Source organism: Bacillus sp. L75 (assembly GCF_003676355.1).
In the GTDB taxonomy this organism is placed as follows: domain Bacteria; phylum Bacillota; class Bacilli; order Bacillales; family Bacillaceae; genus Bacillus; species Bacillus velezensis.
On the sequence record NZ_ML064901.1, the window covers coordinates 195267 to 213493 of the forward strand.

17 protein-coding genes are annotated in these 18227 nt (G+C 47.2%); 6 read left to right on the plus strand and 11 right to left on the minus strand.

Going from position 1 to position 18227, the window contains the following annotated elements; all coding sequences use genetic code 11:
• Window positions 1-8: 8 nt before the first annotated feature.
• From rbsC to D5S11_RS01120, 8 genes are all read right to left on the minus strand, one after another.
• A complete protein-coding gene (rbsC, locus tag D5S11_RS01085; RefSeq protein ID WP_007407523.1) occupies window positions 9-980 on the minus strand; it encodes a ribose ABC transporter permease RbsC in 972 nt (323 codons plus the stop codon).
• Window positions 970-2463 carry a sugar ABC transporter ATP-binding protein gene (locus D5S11_RS01090; RefSeq protein WP_020956443.1) on the minus strand — a complete coding sequence of 498 codons (1494 nt, stop codon included), beginning with the start codon at window positions 2461-2463 and terminating at the stop codon, window positions 970-972. The genes rbsC and D5S11_RS01090 overlap by 11 nt, the downstream gene beginning before the upstream one ends.
• A gap of 16 nt (window positions 2464-2479) precedes the next feature.
• The gene (gene rbsD / locus D5S11_RS01095) at window positions 2480-2875 is read right to left on the minus strand and encodes a D-ribose pyranase (protein WP_032869517.1); all 396 of its coding nucleotides are present in this window, start codon (window positions 2873-2875) and stop codon (window positions 2480-2482) included.
• Window positions 2872-3753 carry a ribokinase gene (gene rbsK / locus D5S11_RS01100; RefSeq protein ID WP_032869519.1) on the minus strand — a complete coding sequence of 294 codons (882 nt, stop codon included), beginning with the start codon at window positions 3751-3753 and terminating at the stop codon, window positions 2872-2874. Before rbsK ends, rbsD begins: the two co-directional genes overlap by 4 nt.
• Entirely contained in the window at window positions 3746-4735 is a 990-nt protein-coding gene (locus tag D5S11_RS01105; RefSeq protein WP_007407519.1) for a LacI family DNA-binding transcriptional regulator, read from the minus strand. The genes rbsK and D5S11_RS01105 overlap by 8 nt, the downstream gene beginning before the upstream one ends.
• A 93-nt stretch (window positions 4736-4828) precedes the next feature.
• On the minus strand, window positions 4829-5962 hold the full coding sequence (locus D5S11_RS01110) for a Ger(x)C family spore germination protein (protein WP_007407518.1): 1134 nt from the start codon (window positions 5960-5962) through the stop codon (window positions 4829-4831).
• On the minus strand, window positions 5952-7043 hold the full coding sequence (locus D5S11_RS01115; protein ID WP_007407517.1) for a GerAB/ArcD/ProY family transporter: 1092 nt from the start codon (window positions 7041-7043) through the stop codon (window positions 5952-5954). Before D5S11_RS01115 ends, D5S11_RS01110 begins: the two co-directional genes overlap by 11 nt.
• Window positions 7033-8502: a spore germination protein gene (locus D5S11_RS01120; protein WP_015240716.1), complete on the minus strand. Its 1470-nt coding sequence runs from the start codon at window positions 8500-8502 to the stop codon at window positions 7033-7035. Before D5S11_RS01120 ends, D5S11_RS01115 begins: the two co-directional genes overlap by 11 nt.
• 731 nt (window positions 8503-9233) lie before the next feature.
• On the opposite strand from D5S11_RS01120, the gene pgsB reads away from it, so the two are divergent.
• The 5 genes from pgsB to D5S11_RS01150 all read left to right on the plus strand — a co-directional run bounded on the left by pgsB (window position 9234) and on the right by D5S11_RS01150 (window position 13601).
• Window positions 9234-10415: a poly-gamma-glutamate synthase PgsB gene (gene pgsB / locus D5S11_RS01130; protein WP_003151337.1), complete on the plus strand. Its 1182-nt coding sequence runs from the start codon at window positions 9234-9236 to the stop codon at window positions 10413-10415.
• A 14-nt stretch (window positions 10416-10429) separates the two neighbouring features.
• Entirely contained in the window at window positions 10430-10879 is a 450-nt protein-coding gene (gene pgsC / locus D5S11_RS01135; protein WP_003151340.1) for a poly-gamma-glutamate biosynthesis protein PgsC, read from the plus strand.
• Between the two features lie 18 nt (window positions 10880-10897).
• A complete protein-coding gene (locus D5S11_RS01140; RefSeq protein WP_007614174.1) occupies window positions 10898-12046 on the plus strand; it encodes a CapA family protein in 1149 nt (382 codons plus the stop codon).
• A 7-nt stretch (window positions 12047-12053) separates the two neighbouring features.
• Window positions 12054-12215: an extrachromosomal elements maintenance protein EdmS gene (gene edmS / locus D5S11_RS01145; RefSeq protein WP_003151344.1), complete on the plus strand. Its 162-nt coding sequence runs from the start codon at window positions 12054-12056 to the stop codon at window positions 12213-12215.
• 150 nt (window positions 12216-12365) lie between these two features.
• Window positions 12366-13601 (plus strand): C40 family peptidase, encoded by a 1236-nt coding sequence (locus D5S11_RS01150; protein WP_108725268.1) that lies wholly within the window; start codon window positions 12366-12368, stop codon window positions 13599-13601.
• A 38-nt stretch (window positions 13602-13639) separates the two neighbouring features.
• Here D5S11_RS01150 and D5S11_RS01155 read toward each other — a convergent pair whose 3' ends face one another.
• The 3 genes from D5S11_RS01155 to D5S11_RS01165 all read right to left on the minus strand — a co-directional run bounded on the left by D5S11_RS01155 (window position 13640) and on the right by D5S11_RS01165 (window position 16470).
• Window positions 13640-14365 carry a sunset domain-containing protein gene (locus D5S11_RS01155; RefSeq protein WP_108725269.1) on the minus strand — a complete coding sequence of 242 codons (726 nt, stop codon included), beginning with the start codon at window positions 14363-14365 and terminating at the stop codon, window positions 13640-13642.
• Between the two features lie 105 nt (window positions 14366-14470).
• A complete protein-coding gene (locus D5S11_RS01160) occupies window positions 14471-15328 on the minus strand; it encodes a Cof-type HAD-IIB family hydrolase (RefSeq protein ID WP_025285373.1) in 858 nt (285 codons plus the stop codon).
• Window positions 15329-15483: 155 nt separating this feature from the next.
• Window positions 15484-16470 carry an LCP family protein gene (locus D5S11_RS01165; protein WP_012118595.1) on the minus strand — a complete coding sequence of 329 codons (987 nt, stop codon included), beginning with the start codon at window positions 16468-16470 and terminating at the stop codon, window positions 15484-15486.
• 304 nt (window positions 16471-16774) lie between these two features.
• Between D5S11_RS01165 and D5S11_RS01170 the strand changes: the two genes are divergently transcribed.
• Window positions 16775-18151, plus strand: coding sequence for a sugar porter family MFS transporter (locus D5S11_RS01170; protein ID WP_032867483.1), 1377 nt, complete (start codon window positions 16775-16777; stop codon window positions 18149-18151).
• Window positions 18152-18227 lie beyond the last annotated feature (76 nt).

The window sequence follows — 18227 nt, forward strand, 5'->3', positions numbered from 1 at the left end:
TCCTCCTACTATGCCGATTTTTTGCGGTCCAGCAGCACCGCGATTAAAATGACGATTCCTTTGACGACGAGCTGATAAAAAGATGATACGCCGAGAAGGTTCAAGCCGTTGTTCAGCGTACCGATAATCAAAACCCCGATCAGTGTACCGATGATGCGCCCTCGACCGCCGGACAGGCTCGTTCCGCCGAGAACGACCGCTGCGATGGCGTCCAGCTCGTATGATTCCCCGGCCGTCGGCTGTGCGGAATTTAAGCGTGATGTCAGAATCGCTCCCGCCAGCGCCGATAATAAACCTGTCAGAGAATAGATCATGATCTTGATGCGGGGCACTTTGATTCCCGATATCAGCGCCGCTTTCTCATTGCCGCCGATGGCGTATGTCCGGCGGCCGAACGGTGTTTTGTGCAGAAGAACCCACAGGGTTGCAAATGCAATCAGCATCGTAATGGCAGGTACGGGAATGCCGAGAAAATAACCGCGCCCGAATAATTGAAATGCGTAACTTGAACCGAGTCCCGTAATCGGATTTCCGTCCGTATAGACGAGGGTCAGTCCGCGAAAGACGGTCATTGTCGCCAAAGTGGCGATGAACGGCGCCATTTTTCCTTTTGTGATTAATAATCCGTTTATCATGCCGAGTACGGCGCCGATTACGCAGCCGATGATGACGGCTAAGATCGGGTCGATGCCTGAGACCATCATACCTGCGACCAATGCGCTCGATAAGGCGAGGATGGCTCCGACAGAGAGATCAATGCCTCCCGTTAAAATGACAAACGTCATTCCGAATGCAATCAGAGCGTTAATCGCAACCTGCCGAAGAAGGTTGAGAATATTGAGGGGTTCAAGAAAACTCGGGTTTAAAACGGAAACGATCAGCACAAGAATCAGTAAGCCGAGAAACGGACCGAGTTTTTGTGTGAAGGTGTGAATGGAAAATCGCTTTTGTTCAGTTGATGTCATTGGTTCAGTTTTCATACTGCTGCCCTCCCGTGGCAAGTGTCATGATGTGTTCTTGTGTTGCGCCGGCCGCATTGATTTCTCCGCTGATGCGCCCTTCGTGGACGACGATGATTCTGTCACTCATGCCGAGAACTTCCGGCAGCTCGGAAGACACCATGATGATGGCGACTCCGCGATCGGTCAGTTCATTCATTAATGAATAGATTTCCCTTTTCGCGCCTACGTCGACGCCTCTTGTCGGTTCATCAAGGATGAGAACTTTCGGGCCGATTCCGATCCATTTGGCGATGACGACTTTTTGCTGATTTCCTCCTGATAAATGCCGGGCGGCGGTTTCCGGAGATGCGGTCTTAATGGTCAGACGCTTGATGAGCAGCTCAACGAACTCCGCCTCGCGTTTTCGGTCAATGATGCCTTTCGGAGAGAAGCTGGTCAGGTTCGGCAATGAGATATTTTCACGAATGGACGTATCCAGCAGCAGCCCTTCATCTTTGCGGTTCTCCGTAATCAGGCCGAGTCCCTTACGGATGGCATCGTACGGACCCCGAATGCCTGTTTTTCGGCCGGAAATCCAGATCTCTCCGGAATCGAGCCTGTCAATTCCGAACAGCGCTCTCATGATTTCTGTCCGTCCGGCACCCATTAAGCCGGAAACGCCGAGGATTTCTCCGGCGCTCACATGGAAACTGATCTGTGAAAAGCTTCCTTTTTTTGAGGCGTTTTTCACTTCGAGCACCTTATCGCCGAGTGACGGCGTGCGAGTCGGATACCGATCGGTCAGCTCCCGCCCGACCATTTTTTTGACCACTTCATCAAAATTAGTGTCGATAATATGCGCCGTATCCACAGTGAGGCCGTCCCGCATAATGGTGATCCGGTCGCAAATCGAAAATATCTCTTCCATTCGGTGCGAAATATAGACGATTGATACGCCGTCCCGCTTTAACGCCGTCATCACGTCAAACAGTTTGCTGATTTCCCGTTCGGTCAGCGCCGCGGTCGGTTCGTCCATAATAATGACTTCGGCGTTTGTCATCAGCGCTTTGGCAATCTCAATCATCTGCTGCTGTCCGACGGAACATTGCCCGGCTTCCCGGTCAAGAGGAAGAGAGACTCCCAGTTTTTCAAGCTGTAATTTTGCTAACGCTTTCATTTTCTTCGTTTCCAAAACGCCGAACGCCGTCGTCAGCTCTTTGCCGATAAAAAGGTTTTCAAGCACCGTCATGTCCGGCCATATATTCAGTTCCTGATGGATAAAGGCGATTCCGTGCTTTTCGGCTTCCTTTGGATTGGAGAAGCTCATATTTGTCCCGTTTATTGTAATGTTTCCCTTGTCGAGCCGGTAGAGCCCGGTGAGCAGATTCATTAACGTCGATTTGCCCGCTCCGTTTTCTCCCATTAAAGCGTGGATTTCTCCCGGCAGAAGCTCAAATGAGACGCCGGAGAGCACTTGGTTTTTGCCGAATGCTTTATGAATGTCTGTCATGCCGATGTGCATGCTGGATCCCTTCTTTCTAGAAAATCACACCCGCCTGCAGGATGCAGTTGGCGTATGGTGTCATTTCACCCGTTCGGATGACGGCTTTTGCTTTCTGTGTGAGCCGTTTGAATTCCTCATGGGACATGTACTCGATCGTCTGCGCTGAGAAATGGCTTTCTATGAAACTTGCATTCTCAGGATTTGCGTCTTTGATCTCGGAAGCGGCGATCACCTTTTCGACTGCCATCTCCCCGGCTACCAGGCTGGTCACGTCCCGAAAGGTGGGAACGCCCGCCGTTAAGGACAAATCAATTTTAGGGACGCCGTCAGGGACGGGGAGACCCGCATCGGCGATTGCGATGAGGTCTGTATGCCCGAGATCGGCTAATACTTTGGCAATGTGGCTGTTTAACATTCCGTGTTTTTTCATGACAGCAGCTCCTCAACTTCTTTTCTGGCCGGCATGCCGCCTTGGGCGCCGAAGTGCTGCACGGACAGGGAGGCGGCGCGGTTGGCAAACAGGAGCGCTTGCTCAATGTCCCGTCCTTCCGCGAGTGCGACGGCAAGTGCCGCATTAAAGGTATCGCCGGCTCCCGTCGTGTCGACCGCTTCTGCAGGGAAGGCGGGAACAAGCCGTTCCGCGGTGCCGTCTGAGTAGCGCACGCCTTGTTTTCCTTCGGTAATGAACAGTTTGCCGGGATAGCCGGCGAGCGCTTCTTCTTTCGTCCGGTCAGGAAATAAAATGGACGCTTCATGTTCGTTCGGCGTAAGATATGCGGCATCCTCAATCGTCGATTGTTTCAGCGGCCGGGCCGGCGCGGGATTCAGGATAACCGGAATTTGCTGCGCGCGGCAGTAGCTGCACACTTCTTCAACGGTTTCTTCAGGAATCTCCTGCTGGATCAGCACGATATCAATGCCGGGAAGTTTTGCCAGCGCACTTTTGGCATAATCGGGGGAGATGTCATCGTTTGCGCCTTTTACGACGACGATGCTGTTGTCTCCTTCTGCGAGCACAATATGAGCCGTTCCGCTTTTTTTATGTGTAACCGTTTCCATGTAGTCCGTATTGACACCGTTTGCCTTCAGGTTTTCAATAATCGCTTTTCCGTAGCTGTCACTTCCAGCTTTTCCTACCATATATACGTTTGCGCCAAGGCGGGAAGCGGCTACGGCCTGATTTGCGCCTTTTCCTCCGGGCACGGTTTGAAAGTCTGTGCCCAGTACGGTTTCTCCGGCTTTCGGACGCCGTTCGGATGTGACGACCAGATCCATAGAACAGCTTCCGATAACACAAATTTCACTCATGGTGATCATCCTTTCTCGTCGTTTGTCTTCTTATGTAAGTCACGGGCATTTGAATGGCCGTCTCTTTCGGCGGCTCTTTCTTTATCAATTGCAGCAGCAGGTTTGCCGCTTGTTTTCCCATCTCATATGCAGGCTGGCGGATGGTTGAAAGCGGCGGAAACAAAAGCCTGCTCTGCGGAATATCGTCGTATCCGATGATCTGAATCTCCTCCGGAACTTTTTTGCCGAGCCGCAGCGCCTCATGGAGGACGGCAGCCGCCGCAATGTCGTTGCTGGCAATGACTCCGTCGGTTTCAGGGTATGCTGCAAACAATTCTTCTGCTAAAATGGCGGCATCCTTGATGGAAAATGAAGCGGCGGAGATGACATTGAACTGCGCGTTCGCTTTTTGCAGCACGTTAAGTGCGCCGTTAAAACGTTCCTGAGCGGTCGAAAGGTGGGCTGGGCCTTTGACAAGCGTGATGCTTGTGCTTTTGCCGCGAAGCATTTCCTCAGCCGCCCGTTTTCCGCCTGCCCGCCCGTCACTGAATACGGATGGGGCGCCTTCTTTTGTCCGGTCCAGAAATACGACCGGGTAAAGGCTGCCGCTGTATTCGGGAAGGTCGGGGTAATGGGTGGCCGCCAAAATACCGGCAACTTGATTTTGTTTAAATGTTTGCAGGTAGTCGAGTTCTTTTTCCAATTCTTCATCGCTGTTGCCGATGATCAGCCGGTATCCTTCCCGCTGCAACTCGTCTTCAGCGCCGCGGGCAAGCTGAGGGAAAAAGGGATTCGTAATATCCGGAAGCAAGAGCCCGACCAGTCTGGATTCTCTTTTATAAAGAGAGCGGGCAACTTCATTCGGATAATAATTCAGCTTCTCCATGGCAAGCATGACCTTCGTTCGTGTATCTTCATGCACGTAGCCGTTGTCATTGAGGACACGCGAGACCGTGGCAACAGAGACGCCGGCAGCGCCTGCGACATCTTTAATCGTTGCCAACAAACACTCCTCCTTCACTTATGTAACCGTTTACATAAAAAGAGTAACACGAATCATTTCGGTTGGCAACAAAAAAAGAGACCGGGGTCTCTTTTAGTTCACGATGCCGATTTGTGAGATATTCACTTTGATATCAGGGATGATCTCGATGGAAGGATAGACCTTACGCCAATTAAGCCGCTTGCCCCGCTCATAATAATGGGTTTGATATTTCCGGCCGATGCCGAGGATATCCGAGTTGTGCTCCTGAATATGGCTGATCACCGATCTGGCCTGGCTGTTCAAATTTGCTGAGGCTTGTTTGTTTATTTGGTCGATTGCCGTATAAGAATTCAGCTTGTCCTTTGGATATTCCAAGACGCGTGCATTCAGTTTTAAACGGATTTTCACTTTTATATGCTGCGGATCTGTATCTATAAATACAATCTTTCGCGTGGCATCCGTGATGCCGAGAGAAAGATAATTTTCAATATCCATTTTGTATTTGTCCCACAGCTTCAGATTAATATTAGCCGATTTATTAAATTGCCCGCTTAAAAGGGTCAGGAGGGTTGAATCCTGACCGAGCACCTCAGTCACTTTCCGCTGGCCGCTGAACAGGGCAGAACCCTCTATCTTTATCGTCTGTCCGTTAATCGATAAATAAGGTAGGGCGAAATCCTTATCAGCCGTCAGCATGCTTGAACGGATGGATTGCAAATTCTCCATGCTGATATTTGATTCCGCATTAGCGCTTGTTAATAAATTCGTTAAATACTTGCTGACGATCAATTTCTGCCGGACGATCAGCTTCAGCACTTCAATCGCCTCGCCGTCTTTTACAACCGCCGGATGAGCGAGAAGCGGGCTTTTCGGATCTCTGTAAAAGACATCGAGATAAGGAAAAAGCGGTTTTTCCGCCATTTTCTCACCGATTAATAAGACTCTTTGCTTGGACGTGTCAATGCGCTGGTCGACAAGCTTATCCAATTGAAACCGCGCTTCACGGATGGTGTGCCCGGAAGCGCTGAGCACCGTCGTAATGAATGAGCCGCCCGTTTCCTGTTCCGCCTGGGAGGACTGAACCTTCCGATAGGTGATGCCGATTTTATTTTTACCGTCATGATCAACATCAAGGCTTGCGGTCAGCACGAGAGAAATATCTTTCAGCAAATTTTGATCCCAGCAGCCCGCAAGTGTCAGGCTTGCGCACATGAGACTGATAAGAACCGCTTTTTTAATGCGCATGGCGGACACCCTTTTTGCGTACAAGGATAATCAATACCATAAACAAAGGAAACAAATACACAAACACAATATCGGAAATGCGGAAAAACTGATCCAGCTGCTGTATCGTTTTATCTGTGCTTGTGGCCCAAATAGACAGAAGGAAGACGAGCAGGGCCAGCGGATAAACAAACCGGCTGTGATCTTTTTGATTGAACAGCTTGGCAATGCCGGTGCTTGCCAAGTAAAACACGTTGGCCAGCGTTGAAAAGACGGTCACGAACCAAAACGTCAAAAAGAGCAGATCCGTCCGTTCGATAATTCTGAATGAAACGGTTTTTAACAGGTACAGCACAGGCTCCGGGATCATTTTTATTTCTTCGGGGCTGATTGTGACAAAGCAAGTAAGGGTGATATACAGGTAATAAAGGATAATCAAGATGTTTGAAATCGTCAGTATTTTGTAGCGCTGGCTGACGGTGCAGTTGATTAGGGGCCCGATCACGAGCGCCGCCTGAAAGCCGGTAATGCTGACAAGTGTTTGCTGCACCCCGGTAAGCATGTCTTTTGCGGTTCCGTGAAAAATCGGCATAATGTATGTGATATCGGCTTTTCCCAGCGTGTATAAAAGCGGCAGAGAGATCAGCAGCAAAAACGGCGTTAAAATAAAGCTGAACCTGGCGATCGCATTCAGCGGAGCCTGGGCGATATAGACAGAACCGAGGATCAGCATTAAGCTGATCACCCAATTCGGAGTCTGAGGGAGCACCCAGATATCCAATATCCGTGTAAATACAGAAAGAATGAGCGTGCAGAGAAACGCGAAATATAAAATATACAGCACCTGCACCCCTTTGCCGGCAAGTGTTCCGAACACCTCCTCCAGCATTTCGTACAGGTTCAGCTTCGGAAACCGGTGAAATAATATCATATACAGGCTGAATGTAAGCTGGACGAGCAATCCGGTAAGCAGAATGGAAATCCATCCGCTGCTTCCCGATTTCATCATCAGTAAATGGGGCAGCGCCAAAATGCCGATGCTGATCTGCGTCTGATTAATGAAAAACACGCCTTGAAGCCGGCTTATTTTTTTAGGCTTCATCTTTTCTCCACCCCCGAACATGTTTCATCTGCTTTGAGTCTTGCGGTCTCAAATAAAAAGGCCTTCTTTTAATAAACCAAGCCGGCAGCCGGATAAATGCATCCTTCAAGTCGCTGAAATGAAACGGCGTCAGAGATGATAAATAAGGGACGCCGAGTGATTCAAGCTTGCACAGGTTCATCAGAATAAGCCCGAAGCCGAGTGCAATGCCGATAAAACCGAACGAGGATGCCAGAAACATAAGCGGAAATCTGAGCGTTCGGATGGACGTGCTCATTTCATATGAAGGAAGCACAAAAGAAGAAACAGCCGTAACGGCTACGACGATAATCATCATATTAGAAATGAGTCCCGCCTGAACGACTGCGTCACCGATCACGAGACCGCCGACAATGCCGATCGTCTGACTGATCGGTCTCGGCAGCCTGATACCGGCTTCGCGGATCAGTTCAATCGTAATTTCCATAATCATGGCTTCTATCAGCGGGGGAAAGGGAATATCAACAATCGAATTTTTCATGGTGATAATCAGATCGTTGGGAATGACTTCAAAATGAAACGCAATCAGCGCGATATAAAAAGCGGGCAGCGTAATCGCGATCATAAAGGCGAAAAATCTCAGCACTCTTAAAAAACTGGCGGAAATCCATCTCGTGCTGTAGTCGTCCGGAGATTGAAAAAAGGAAAAGAATGTGATCGGCGCAATCAAAGCCGACGGACTCCCGTCCATCATGATCAGTACACAGCCTTCCATCACGCATGCTTTTGCTTTATCCGGCCGTTCCGTATGAATGATCTGCGGAAAAATGGAAAACGAATTATCTTCTATTGATTCCTCGATAATCCCGGGCGCAAGCACGCTGTCTATACGCAAGTATGACAGGCGCCGCTTCACTTCCTCCACAATCTCCGGATTGGCGATATTCTCAACAAAGATAACCGCAACTTTTGATTTGGCTCTTTCCCCGATATCCATATAATGAACGGAGAGATGGCGGTCCTGTATGTGAAACCGCAGCTGATGAATGTTCGTTTCCAAACTTTCCACAAACCCGTCATGGGCGCCGCGGACGATACTTTCAGATTCGGGTTCCATAATGGAACGCAGCGGATTCTGGCCGACGGAAAACAGCTTCGCTTTCCTCGATGCATCGCTGAGAAAAACAACCTGTCCTGCCAAAATCCCGTCAATGAGTTTTCTGATTTCATCCGTTTCCGCACTGCTGACGGCATTCATCGTTTCCTCAAGCGGGCCGTTCTGCAGGGTGTCGCTTAACAGAAACTCATTCAGCTTCTGTTCTTCTATCATCTGTTCAATATAAAAGAAAGCGGTATGACGGTCCTGCAGTTTGATCCTTCGTATTTTAAAATCACCGCAAACACACATCAGCTCCTGCATTTCCCGTACAGCCGATTCAAAATCGCCGGGAATCCGTTTGTTTTGTTTATCCGCAGACATCAGACCGCCTCCTTTCCTGGTTATCTGTAGTTTTCAGCGGGTATTCCTTTTTTATGCATTTTATAAAATAGAGGAGTTCCTCGATGTTTTACCAAGAACTTCACAATTATGGATGAATATTTCTTGAACGAATATAAAGATTTATTAAAATTATTTCAAAAGAGTGATAAACGTCCTGTAAATGGTTTAAAAGGAGAAAGGCTTTCCGCATATAAAATGTGTATTTCTTGTAAACACTCCGGACCCGTCTTTTTCTGTCATGTATCAGTCATTCCGCTAGTTATTTTGGAATGGGACTGAAAGCAGGATACGGGGGAAAAATGAATGACTTTAAGACCTTATCCTTAACAAAACAGGCAGTCTGCACACAGCGGACAGAGAGTCCCAAAACGTATGCGCAGTGCGAAAACCGCTGATACAAACGGGCTGGAAAAGATGGATTATCATTACATCTTTTTCTTCCGGAACGCGAATAGTTCCATTGGTCCAAATGAATTTCTGCGCGAAAATGTAAACGCATTCATTTTTCTTTTGAAAAATTGAAGTAAGGTTGAAGTCCTGCCTATTCCCAAAAAAAGCAATTCGATAATAGGAAGAATAGCGTCACTAATAGAGAAGTTTGGCTCAGTGAAAGCGGGAAGATTATGTTACATAATGCCGATTGAGAATTCATAGTGAAGCTATATACTGATGAATGAATTTATCAATACAGAAGGAGATGTCAAAAATCAATGTGGTTACTCATTATAGCCTGTGCTGCCGTACTAATCATCGGAATCATTGAAAAAAGGCGGCATCAGAAGAATATCGATGCTCTGCCAGTACGCGTCAATATTAATGGTATCCGCGGAAAGTCAACCGTAACGAGGCTGACGACCGGAATACTGATGGAGGCGGGCTACAAAACAGTCGGAAAAACGACGGGAACAGATGCAAGGATGATCTATTGGGATACACCTGAGGAGAAACCGATCAAACGGAAACCGCAGGGCCCGAATATCGGCGAGCAAAAAGAAGTAATGAAGGAAACCGTAGAACGGGGCGCCAATGCCATTGTCAGTGAATGTATGGCGGTAAACCCGGATTATCAGATTATCTTTCAGGAAGAACTCCTTCAAGCCAACATCGGCGTCATCGTGAATGTGCTTGAAGACCATATGGACGTCATGGGGCCGACGCTTGATGAAATCGCTGAAGCATTTACCGCGACGATACCGTATAACGGTCACCTTGTCATTACAGACAGTGAATACACAGACTTCTTTAAAGAAAAAGCCGCAGAGCGGAATACCGAGGTCATTATTGCGGATAACTCTAAAATTACAGATGAATACCTTCGAAAATTTGAATATATGGTCTTTCCTGATAACGCTTCCCTTGCGCTCGGCGTTGCCCAGGCTCTTGGGATAGATGAAGAAACGGCGTTTAAAGGAATGCTGAATGCGCCGCCTGATCCTGGCGCCATGAGAATCCTGCCGCTGCTCAGCACGAAGGAGCCCGGTCATTTCGTAAACGGCTTTGCCGCAAATGATGCATCTTCTACTTTAAATATATGGAAACGTGTAAAGGAAATCGGCTACCCGACAGATGAACCGATCGTTATCATGAACTGCCGCGCCGACCGTGTGGACAGAACGATTCAGTTCGCAAACGACGTGCTTCCGTACATTAAAACGAAGGAACTCATACTCATCGGCGAGACGACAGAACCGATCGTCAGAGCTTATGAAGAAGGCAAGATTCCTGCCGATACATTGCACGACCTGGAATATAAATCAACAGACGAAATCATGGACGTGCTGAAAACAAGAATGCAAAACCGTGTCATATATGGCGTCGGCAATATCCACGGTTCAGCGGAACCATTAATTGAAAAAATTCAAGAGTATAAGGTGAAACAGCTCGTTAGCTAGGAGGAAAAGGATAAATGTTCGGATCAGATTTATATATCTCACTTATTTTAGGCGTGTTAATCAGTTTAATTTTCGCGGAAAAAACAGGTATCGTACCTGCCGGTTTAGTCGTGCCGGGTTATTTAGGGCTCGTTTTTAACCAGCCGGTCTTTATTTTACTCGTATTGTTAGTGAGTCTTCTTACATACGTGATCGTCAAATACGGTTTATCCAGATTTATGATTTTGTACGGACGCAGAAAATTCGCAGCTATGCTGATAACGGGAATCTGCTTAAAAATCGCTCTTGATTTCCTTTACCCGATCGTACCGTTTGAGATATCAGAATTCCGAGGAATCGGTATCATCGTACCGGGTCTGATCGCCAATACCATTCAGAAACAGGGATTAACGATTACATTTGCCAGCACGCTGTTCTTAAGCGGCGCAACTTTTGCCATTATGTTTGCTTACTACTTAATCTAATGTAAGGTGTGTCAAACGATGAAAAAACAATTAAGCTTTCAAGAAAAACTGCTGAAGCTGACCAAACAGCAGAAAAAGAAGACCAATCTTCACGTTTTTATCGCGCTGCCGATCGTCTTTTGCCTGATGTTCGTCTGCATCCTGACAGGGAAGGCGGAAACGCCGAGTGTGAAAAGAAATGCCGATGACCTTGTATCAGCCTCATTCGTCGGAGATATTATGATGGGCCGGAATGTCGAGAAAGTGACAAAGCATAAAGGCACGGAGAGTGTCTTCCGTTACGCAAAGCCATTCTTCGAAGCATCCGACTATGTGTCGGGGAACTTTGAAAACCCGGTTACATATAAAAAGAACTACAAAGAAGCAGAAAAAAATATCCACCTTCAGTCAAACAAAGATGCCGTAAAAGTATTGAAGGACATGAATTTCACCGTTCTCACGGCAGCCAACAACCATGCGATGGATTACGGCCCTCAAGGAATGCGGGATACGGTTGAAGAGTTTTCAAAGCAAAATCTTGAACTTGTCGGCGCGGGCCTCACGCTGAAGGAAGCCGAGCAGAACATTTCTTATCAAGATGTAAACGGAATCAAAATCGCAACACTGGGTTTCACTGATGTTTCCGGAAAAGGCTTTGCAGCTAAACGAAATGCGCCGGGTGTGCTTCCGGCCGATCCAGAGCTGTTTATTCCGATGATTTCTAAAGCCAAAAAGAAAGCCGATCTTGTCATTGTTCAAACACACTGGGGACAGGAATACGATAATGATCCGAATGACAGACAGCGCCAATTGGCAAGAGCAATGTCAGATGCCGGAGCGGATATTATCGTCGGACACCATCCGCACGTGCTAGAACCGATCGAAATGTACCACGGCACTGTTATTTTCTACAGCCTGGGCAACTTCGTATTCGACCAGGGGTGGACAAGAACGAGAGACACGGCGCTTGTTCAATATCATCTGCAGAAAAACGGCACGGGACGCTTTGAAGTCACGCCGATGAATATTCATGAAGCAACACCTGCACCGGTTAAAAAAGGCAGCATCAATCATAAAACGATCGTACGTGAACTGACGAAAGAATCGAATTTCGATTGGAGCGTCAAGGATGGAAAATTAACGTTTGATGTGGATCACAGCGATATCTTAAAAAAGAAAGCGGAGTGAAAAACAAATGAAAATCATTAAAGCGGGATGGCCGTTTGCCGCGATCATTATGGTATTTATGTTTATGTCAGCGTTTAAATACAATGATCAGCTCACAGATCAGGAAAAACAAAAAATTGACACGGAAATGCAAAAGATTCAGCAAGAGGACACAGCGGGCGCAAAATAAGCGCATGATTCCGCTTGCCGGCATATTGTTTGTTCCGATTCCAGTAAAGAATGCCCATATCGGGCATTCTTTTTTTGTGTGCTCTCCTAAACATTTGTTAAAAGTTACCGATGTAAAAACTACTAAAAATGAGGAGAGTGAATAGAAAACATGCTCACAAGCTGGAGGAAGTACATCCTTGCCGGCCTTATGATTTGTCTTGTGGCACCCGCAGTAACGAGAACGGAAATTGCTGAAGCGGATTCTCAAGTTTCTGTCCTGATGGTTTCAGACGCGCAAAAACTTGTCGGAAATAAATATGTTTACGGAGGCGAAGAGCCTGAGGACGGTTTTGATCCGTCCGGATTGATTCATTATCTTTTCAGCAGACAGAACATCCATCTGCCGAGAACGGTCAGTGATCAATGGAAGGTTGGAACCGCCGTCAAAGAAAATGACCTTTTACCGGGAGATCTTGTGTTTTTCAAAAAGTCAGATTCAACACAAAACGCACCCGTCCATGACGGTCTTTATATCGGAAACGGAGAGATGATACACAGTTCTCCGTCAGAAGGCGTAACCGTCACACGGTTTCAAAAAAGCAGTTATTGGATGAATTTATATCTTGGCGCAAAGCGGATTACAAAAGATCCGGAACTGGCTGATGACCCGATCGTTCAGGAGGCAGCCCGTTACCTCGACATTCCGTATGTATTCGGCGGAAGCACGCCTGAGGAGGGATTCGACTGTTCGGGGCTGGTCCAATATGTTTTTGAAAACAAGCTTCACATTTACCTGCCTAGATCAGCGGAACAGCAGTGGCTGGTCGGTGAGAAAATTAAACTGAGCGGCATAAAGCCCGGGGACGTGATTTATTTCAGCGACACGTATAAAAAAGGAATTTCCCATGCGGGCATTTATGCGGGAGAGGGAAGGTTCATCCAAGCAAGCCGCTCCGAAAAAGTCACCATTTCTTACTTGTCGGAAGATTACTGGAAAAAACATTTTACAGGTGTGCGCCGATTCAGCAATTTAGCCATTTCTAAAGAAAATCCCGTTGTGTCCACAGCGGCCGATCATATCGGAATTTCTTATCTGAAAGGCGGCGTTTCACCGGAAACCGGCTTTGATACGGCGGGATTTGTTCAATACATCTATCAAAAAGCGAAAGGAATCAGCCTGCCGCGTTATGCGGACAAGCAGATGCAGGCGGGCGTTCCGGTCGATAAACAAGATCTGAAGCCCGGCGATCTGGTCTTCTTTAAAGCGGAAAGCCTGAATCCGGCCATTTATATCGGGAGCGGACAAGTGATTCATGTCACCGTGTCCGCAGGCGTTACCATAACAAATATGAACACAAGCGCTTATTGGAAGGACAAATATGCGGGCGGCATCCGGCTTCCGTAAAAATAGACGTCAGAGAGTGTCTCTGACGTCTTTTTCTTTTACCGTTTCGGCGCTCTGTATCCGGCTGCTACCGCATCCTCTACGGAACAGAACATTTCCGCGGGATCTGTCGTCCGGTCGTAGTATGTACTTCCCGGCGTGTGATAAATGCCGTTCCGGCTGCCTTTAATGTCGCATCCCTGTGAGGTGTCGGCTGCTTTCGTTTCGGCATGTCCGCCGGAGGAAGGGGCGTTGTTTTGCGCCGTTTCCGCGTTTTCGGATGTTTTTGTTTCTGCTTTCTGCCGCTTTAAAGTTTTATTTTCTGACTGAAGCGTTTCCGCGGTCTTTTCGAGCTTCTTTTGTGAATTTTTTAATTTCTCATTGTCTTGTTTGAGTGATTTGTTTGTTTTTTTCAGCTCACTTATCTCTTGGCTGAGTTTGCTGAGTTTTTCTTCATTGCCGGCTTCGGCTTCGGATTTCTCCTTTTCGGCCGCGGCACTGATGCTTTCATATTTTTTCTCAAGCGCCTGGTGTTCCTTCGTCAATTTTTGATAAGCGGTATCAAGGGTGCTGTATTTCTCCTCTGCCTTCACGGCCGAGGCGTCCGGCTCTGCGAGGGAGGCGCCGGTCAGAAGCAGGATAAATCCGCCGATGAGAAGGGGCCAAAACAGCTTTTTTGAAAAACGTTTTTCTTTTTTGGCAGCTTTGCATATGAGGTGGAATATTCCGTATCCGACTGCGCAGAGAAAAGCTAAACATCCTATAATAGCGATTGCATTCGACATCATGAAACTCCTTTTTTCTTTATCTTACAATTTATTTTCATTTTTGGGAATTTCTTTTTTGGAAAACGTGAAAAGCCAGGCCGTGAAAGACCTGGCTTTTTCCTTTTATTGATCGTTGTCGAGAAGCCGGTTGATGAAATATGCGACGCCGTTTTCATCGTTGCTTTTTGTAATATACGTGCTTTTTTCCTTCAGTTCATCAATCGCATTGCCCATGGCGATGCGGTTTCCCGCCGCTTCAAACATGGAGAAATCATTCGGGCTGTCGCCGATGGCGTAAATATCCTGTTTTTCAATTCCGTACAGTGAGGCAAGCTCCGTCAGAGCACGTCCCTTTCCGGAACCGGCAGGGAGGATTTCGATAATGTGTTTTCCGGAAGATGTCTGGGATAATTTCGGATGATGTGTAATTTCTTCTTTGGCGTTTCTCAGTTTTTCCATATCAAAAGAGAAACAAAGAAGCTTGTAAACATGTTCGTCTCCGTTAAAAATCGCCTGTATATCCTGTACGGGTTTAATGCCGAATTGTTTGAACTGCGTCTTTGCGCCCTCCCATAATGTCTGAATATCTTCCTTGGGATTGGCGCTTTTCAGAATATCCAGTTCTGCCTGCAGTTTGGACTCGCCGTCAAATGGGGACAGCAGATGATCATCTGTATAGACCTCAAAGTAAATGTCTTTGTCCGTTAAATAAGCGGCGATATCCTTCCCGGCCTGCTGATCCATTAAGAGCCGGCTGACGGAGCGGTATCCTTTGTCATGGACTGTCCCGCCGTTTGCCGCAATGATCGGAATATCTAAATCCTTCAAGAGCGCTTTTACATCAAACGTGGCTCTGCCCGTGCAGATGGCCACGAGAATGCCCGCTTCATCCGCTCTTTGTAAAGCCGCTCTGTTTTCCGGAGAAATCACACTGTCCGAGTTCAGTAATGTGCCGTCTAAGTCAATGGCTATCAATTTCATATGTATGGATGCCCTCCTTAAAAATAAAGCTGCTTCATGTAGTATGTTCAGCTTTGTGCGAAATCAGCAGAAAGCCTTCAGTTAAAAGGCTATACCTTCATGTCCTTTTTTTCAACAGAAAAACGGCGGGGTTTCTAAAACCCCGCCGTGACGTCTTACGCGTCTAAATCATTTTTTAATTTTGTTTTTACTTCTTGAAGGTTTTCCTCATTCAGCTTGAAGTAATAAATATTTTTGCCGTACTGAGGAGTGTAAATATAGCTGTCTGAACCTGTCAGCTGCAAAGAATCCACCGATTTCAGCGATGTGATAAACGGAAACAGACCGATGGCGTCATTAAGAGATAAGTTCATTTTTAAGTTTTTCCCTAAGCTATCGACGATATCGTCATAAGATGGGATCGAGCTTAACGATTTAGATTTTTTAATAATGGCGCTCAGCACTTCCATCTGTCTTTGTCCGCGCATCAGATCGGTGTCCGCTTTGCGTGTTCTTACATAAGCCAGTGCCTGCTCACCGTCAAGCGTCTGGACGCCCGGCTTCAGCACGACTTTTCCTTTTGTATCGACTTTAATACGATCGGCAATTTTCTGGCTTTTCACATTTACCGTAACGCCGTTCAACTCATTGACGACATCGCGGAACGCGTCGAAGTTGCTCTCAACCACATAATCTACCGGAATATCAAGCATGTTTTCTACTGTTTTATAAGTTAAATTATAACCGCCGTAAGCATGTGCGTGCGCGAATTTATCATAGCCGTGTCCCGGGATGTTGACATAGGAATCCCGCGGAATGCTGAGCATCGTCGCTGTTTTCTTTTTCCGGTTGAAGGTGACGAGCACGTTGGCGTCACTTCTTGCGTCATCTACTGATTCGCCCTTATTGTCACGGGCGTCTATTCCTAAAAGCAATACGGTGAAAGAATCCTTCTTCGGGTCAAATTCTTTGATCCGTTTTACGGACTGGTCGCCGCGGTCAAGGCTGACGTGCGCTTCTTTGGTCGCATTATTCAATTTCACAAATGCGTAGGTGCCGACGGAACCGGCGATCACCAATAAGAAAGCGGCGAATACCAGTACAAATTTCACCCATTTTCTGAGGCGTCTTTTCTTTTTTCTGCGTTGAGATCGTTCTTCCATATCATTACCTCTCGTTTCTATTCTTTGTGAAGCGTACCATAATTGTTGACTTGGAGCAACTCTGCAAATGAGAAAATTCCAAATCTTTCTCTCTATTTCGACAACATCTACTGTTATTTTTGCATCAGGTTCACATTATATTGGACGGCAGGAAGCGGGAAATGTTTCGTCGCTTTGTAAAAAATAATTAGTAAAATAATGGATATTAACGGTGCGGAAGGTTTGAAACGGACGGAAACAGGTAAAAGAAGCAGTAGAACAATTCCGCGCGGATACAGCGTTGGATGAAGGGAGTCTACATAACATGAAAAGCATACACTCGAATAAATGGCTCTATTTTTTCGGCGCACTCGGCGGCGCGTTATACGGATATGATACCGGAGTCATTTCCGGAGCTATTTTATTTATGAAAAAAGAACTGGGACTGAACGCCTTTACAGAAGGCCTCGTCGTCAGTTCGTTATTGGCGGGGGCGATTCTCGGATCGGGATTTGCCGGCAAACTGACCGACCGGTTCGGCAGGCGGAAGGCCATCATGGGAGCGGCGCTGCTGTTTTGTATAGGCGGTTTAGGAGTCGCTTTTGCCCCGAATACAGAGGTGATGGTTCTTTTCCGGATCATTCTCGGACTGGCTGTCGGAACATCTACAACGATCGTTCCGCTCTATTTATCGGAGCTGGCTCCGAAACATAAACGGGGGGCGCTTTCTTCGCTGAATCAGCTGATGATTACGGTCGGAATCCTCGTTTCTTATATCGTGAACTATATATTTGCCGATGCAGGCGCTTGGCGCTGGATGCTTGGACTTGCGGTTGTGCCGTCAGTCATTCTGCTGATCGGAATCTTATTTATGCCGGAAAGCCCGCGCTGGCTGTTTACGATCGGCAAAGAAAAGAAAGCAAGAGAAATCCTTTCATCATTGCGGGGAACGAAGAATATTGATGATGAGATTGATCAGATGAAAGAAGCGGAAAAGGAAAACGAAGGCGGCTTGAAAGAATTGTTTGAGCCGTGGGTGAGACCCGCGCTGATTGCCGGCCTCGGACTTGCCTTTTTGCAGCAATTCATCGGGACAAATACAATTATTTATTACGCCCCTAAAACATTTACCAGTGTGGGGTTCGGCAATTCCGCGTCTATATTGGGAACGGTCGGAATCGGCGCCGTCAATGTCATCATGACGCTTGCGGCTATTAAAGTCATTGATAAAATTGGCCGGAAGCCGCTGCTGCTGGCCGGAAATGCGGGCATGGTCATCAGTCTGCTCGTATTGGCCGCGGTCAATCTTTTCTTTGAACATTCAGCAGCCGCATCATGGACAACGGTGATTTGTTTAGGCCTGTTTATCATTGTATTTGCGGTCAGCTGGGGGCCTGCTGTGTGGGTCATGCTTCCTGAATTATTCCCGCTGCATGTCCGGGGTATCGGGACGGGTGTCTCCACTTTAATGCTGCATGCCGGAACATTGATTGTCTCATTAACCTATCCGATGTTAATGGAAGCAGTCGGCATCAGCTATTTATTTCTCATTTATGCCGCGATCGGGATACTGGCATTCCTGTTCGTCCGGTTTAAAGTGACCGAGACGAAGGGGAAAAGCCTTGAAGAAATTGAGCAGGATCTGAAAAGCCGTAACGGAGGCTCGGGATCAGAATCAAATCGGCGGACAGTTCATCCGTAATATTCAGTTTTAGGGGGCGGTTATTCACCGGCCCCTAAAAACGGATGCCGTGCGGGCGCCCGGTCACATAAATGAC

Excerpts from the sequence above, each read along its gene's own strand:
- rbsC (WP_007407523.1), bottom strand. The coding sequence starts at position 980 with ATGAAAACTGAACCAATGACATCAACTGAACAAAAGCGATTTTCCATT.
- D5S11_RS01090 (WP_020956443.1), bottom strand. The coding sequence starts at position 2,463 with ATGCACATCGGCATGACAGACATTCATAAAGCATTCGGCAAAAACCAA.
- rbsD (WP_032869517.1), bottom strand. The coding sequence starts at position 2,875 with ATGAAAAAACACGGAATGTTAAACAGCCACATTGCCAAAGTATTAGCC.
- rbsK (WP_032869519.1), bottom strand. The coding sequence starts at position 3,753 with ATGAGTGAAATTTGTGTTATCGGAAGCTGTTCTATGGATCTGGTCGTC.
- D5S11_RS01110 (WP_007407518.1), bottom strand. The coding sequence starts at position 5,962 with ATGCGCATTAAAAAAGCGGTTCTTATCAGTCTCATGTGCGCAAGCCTG.
- D5S11_RS01115 (WP_007407517.1), bottom strand. The coding sequence starts at position 7,043 with ATGAAGCCTAAAAAAATAAGCCGGCTTCAAGGCGTGTTTTTCATTAAT.
- D5S11_RS01120 (WP_015240716.1), bottom strand. The coding sequence starts at position 8,502 with ATGTCTGCGGATAAACAAAACAAACGGATTCCCGGCGATTTTGAATCG.
- pgsB (WP_003151337.1), top strand. The coding sequence starts at position 9,234 with ATGTGGTTACTCATTATAGCCTGTGCTGCCGTACTAATCATCGGAATC.
- pgsC (WP_003151340.1), top strand. The coding sequence starts at position 10,430 with ATGTTCGGATCAGATTTATATATCTCACTTATTTTAGGCGTGTTAATC.
- D5S11_RS01140 (WP_007614174.1), top strand. The coding sequence starts at position 10,898 with ATGAAAAAACAATTAAGCTTTCAAGAAAAACTGCTGAAGCTGACCAAA.
- edmS (WP_003151344.1), top strand. The coding sequence starts at position 12,054 with ATGAAAATCATTAAAGCGGGATGGCCGTTTGCCGCGATCATTATGGTA.
- D5S11_RS01150 (WP_108725268.1), top strand. The coding sequence starts at position 12,366 with ATGCTCACAAGCTGGAGGAAGTACATCCTTGCCGGCCTTATGATTTGT.
- D5S11_RS01155 (WP_108725269.1), bottom strand. The coding sequence starts at position 14,365 with ATGTCGAATGCAATCGCTATTATAGGATGTTTAGCTTTTCTCTGCGCA.
- D5S11_RS01160 (WP_025285373.1), bottom strand. The coding sequence starts at position 15,328 with ATGAAATTGATAGCCATTGACTTAGACGGCACATTACTGAACTCGGAC.
- D5S11_RS01165 (WP_012118595.1), bottom strand. The coding sequence starts at position 16,470 with ATGGAAGAACGATCTCAACGCAGAAAAAAGAAAAGACGCCTCAGAAAA.
- D5S11_RS01170 (WP_032867483.1), top strand. The coding sequence starts at position 16,775 with ATGAAAAGCATACACTCGAATAAATGGCTCTATTTTTTCGGCGCACTC.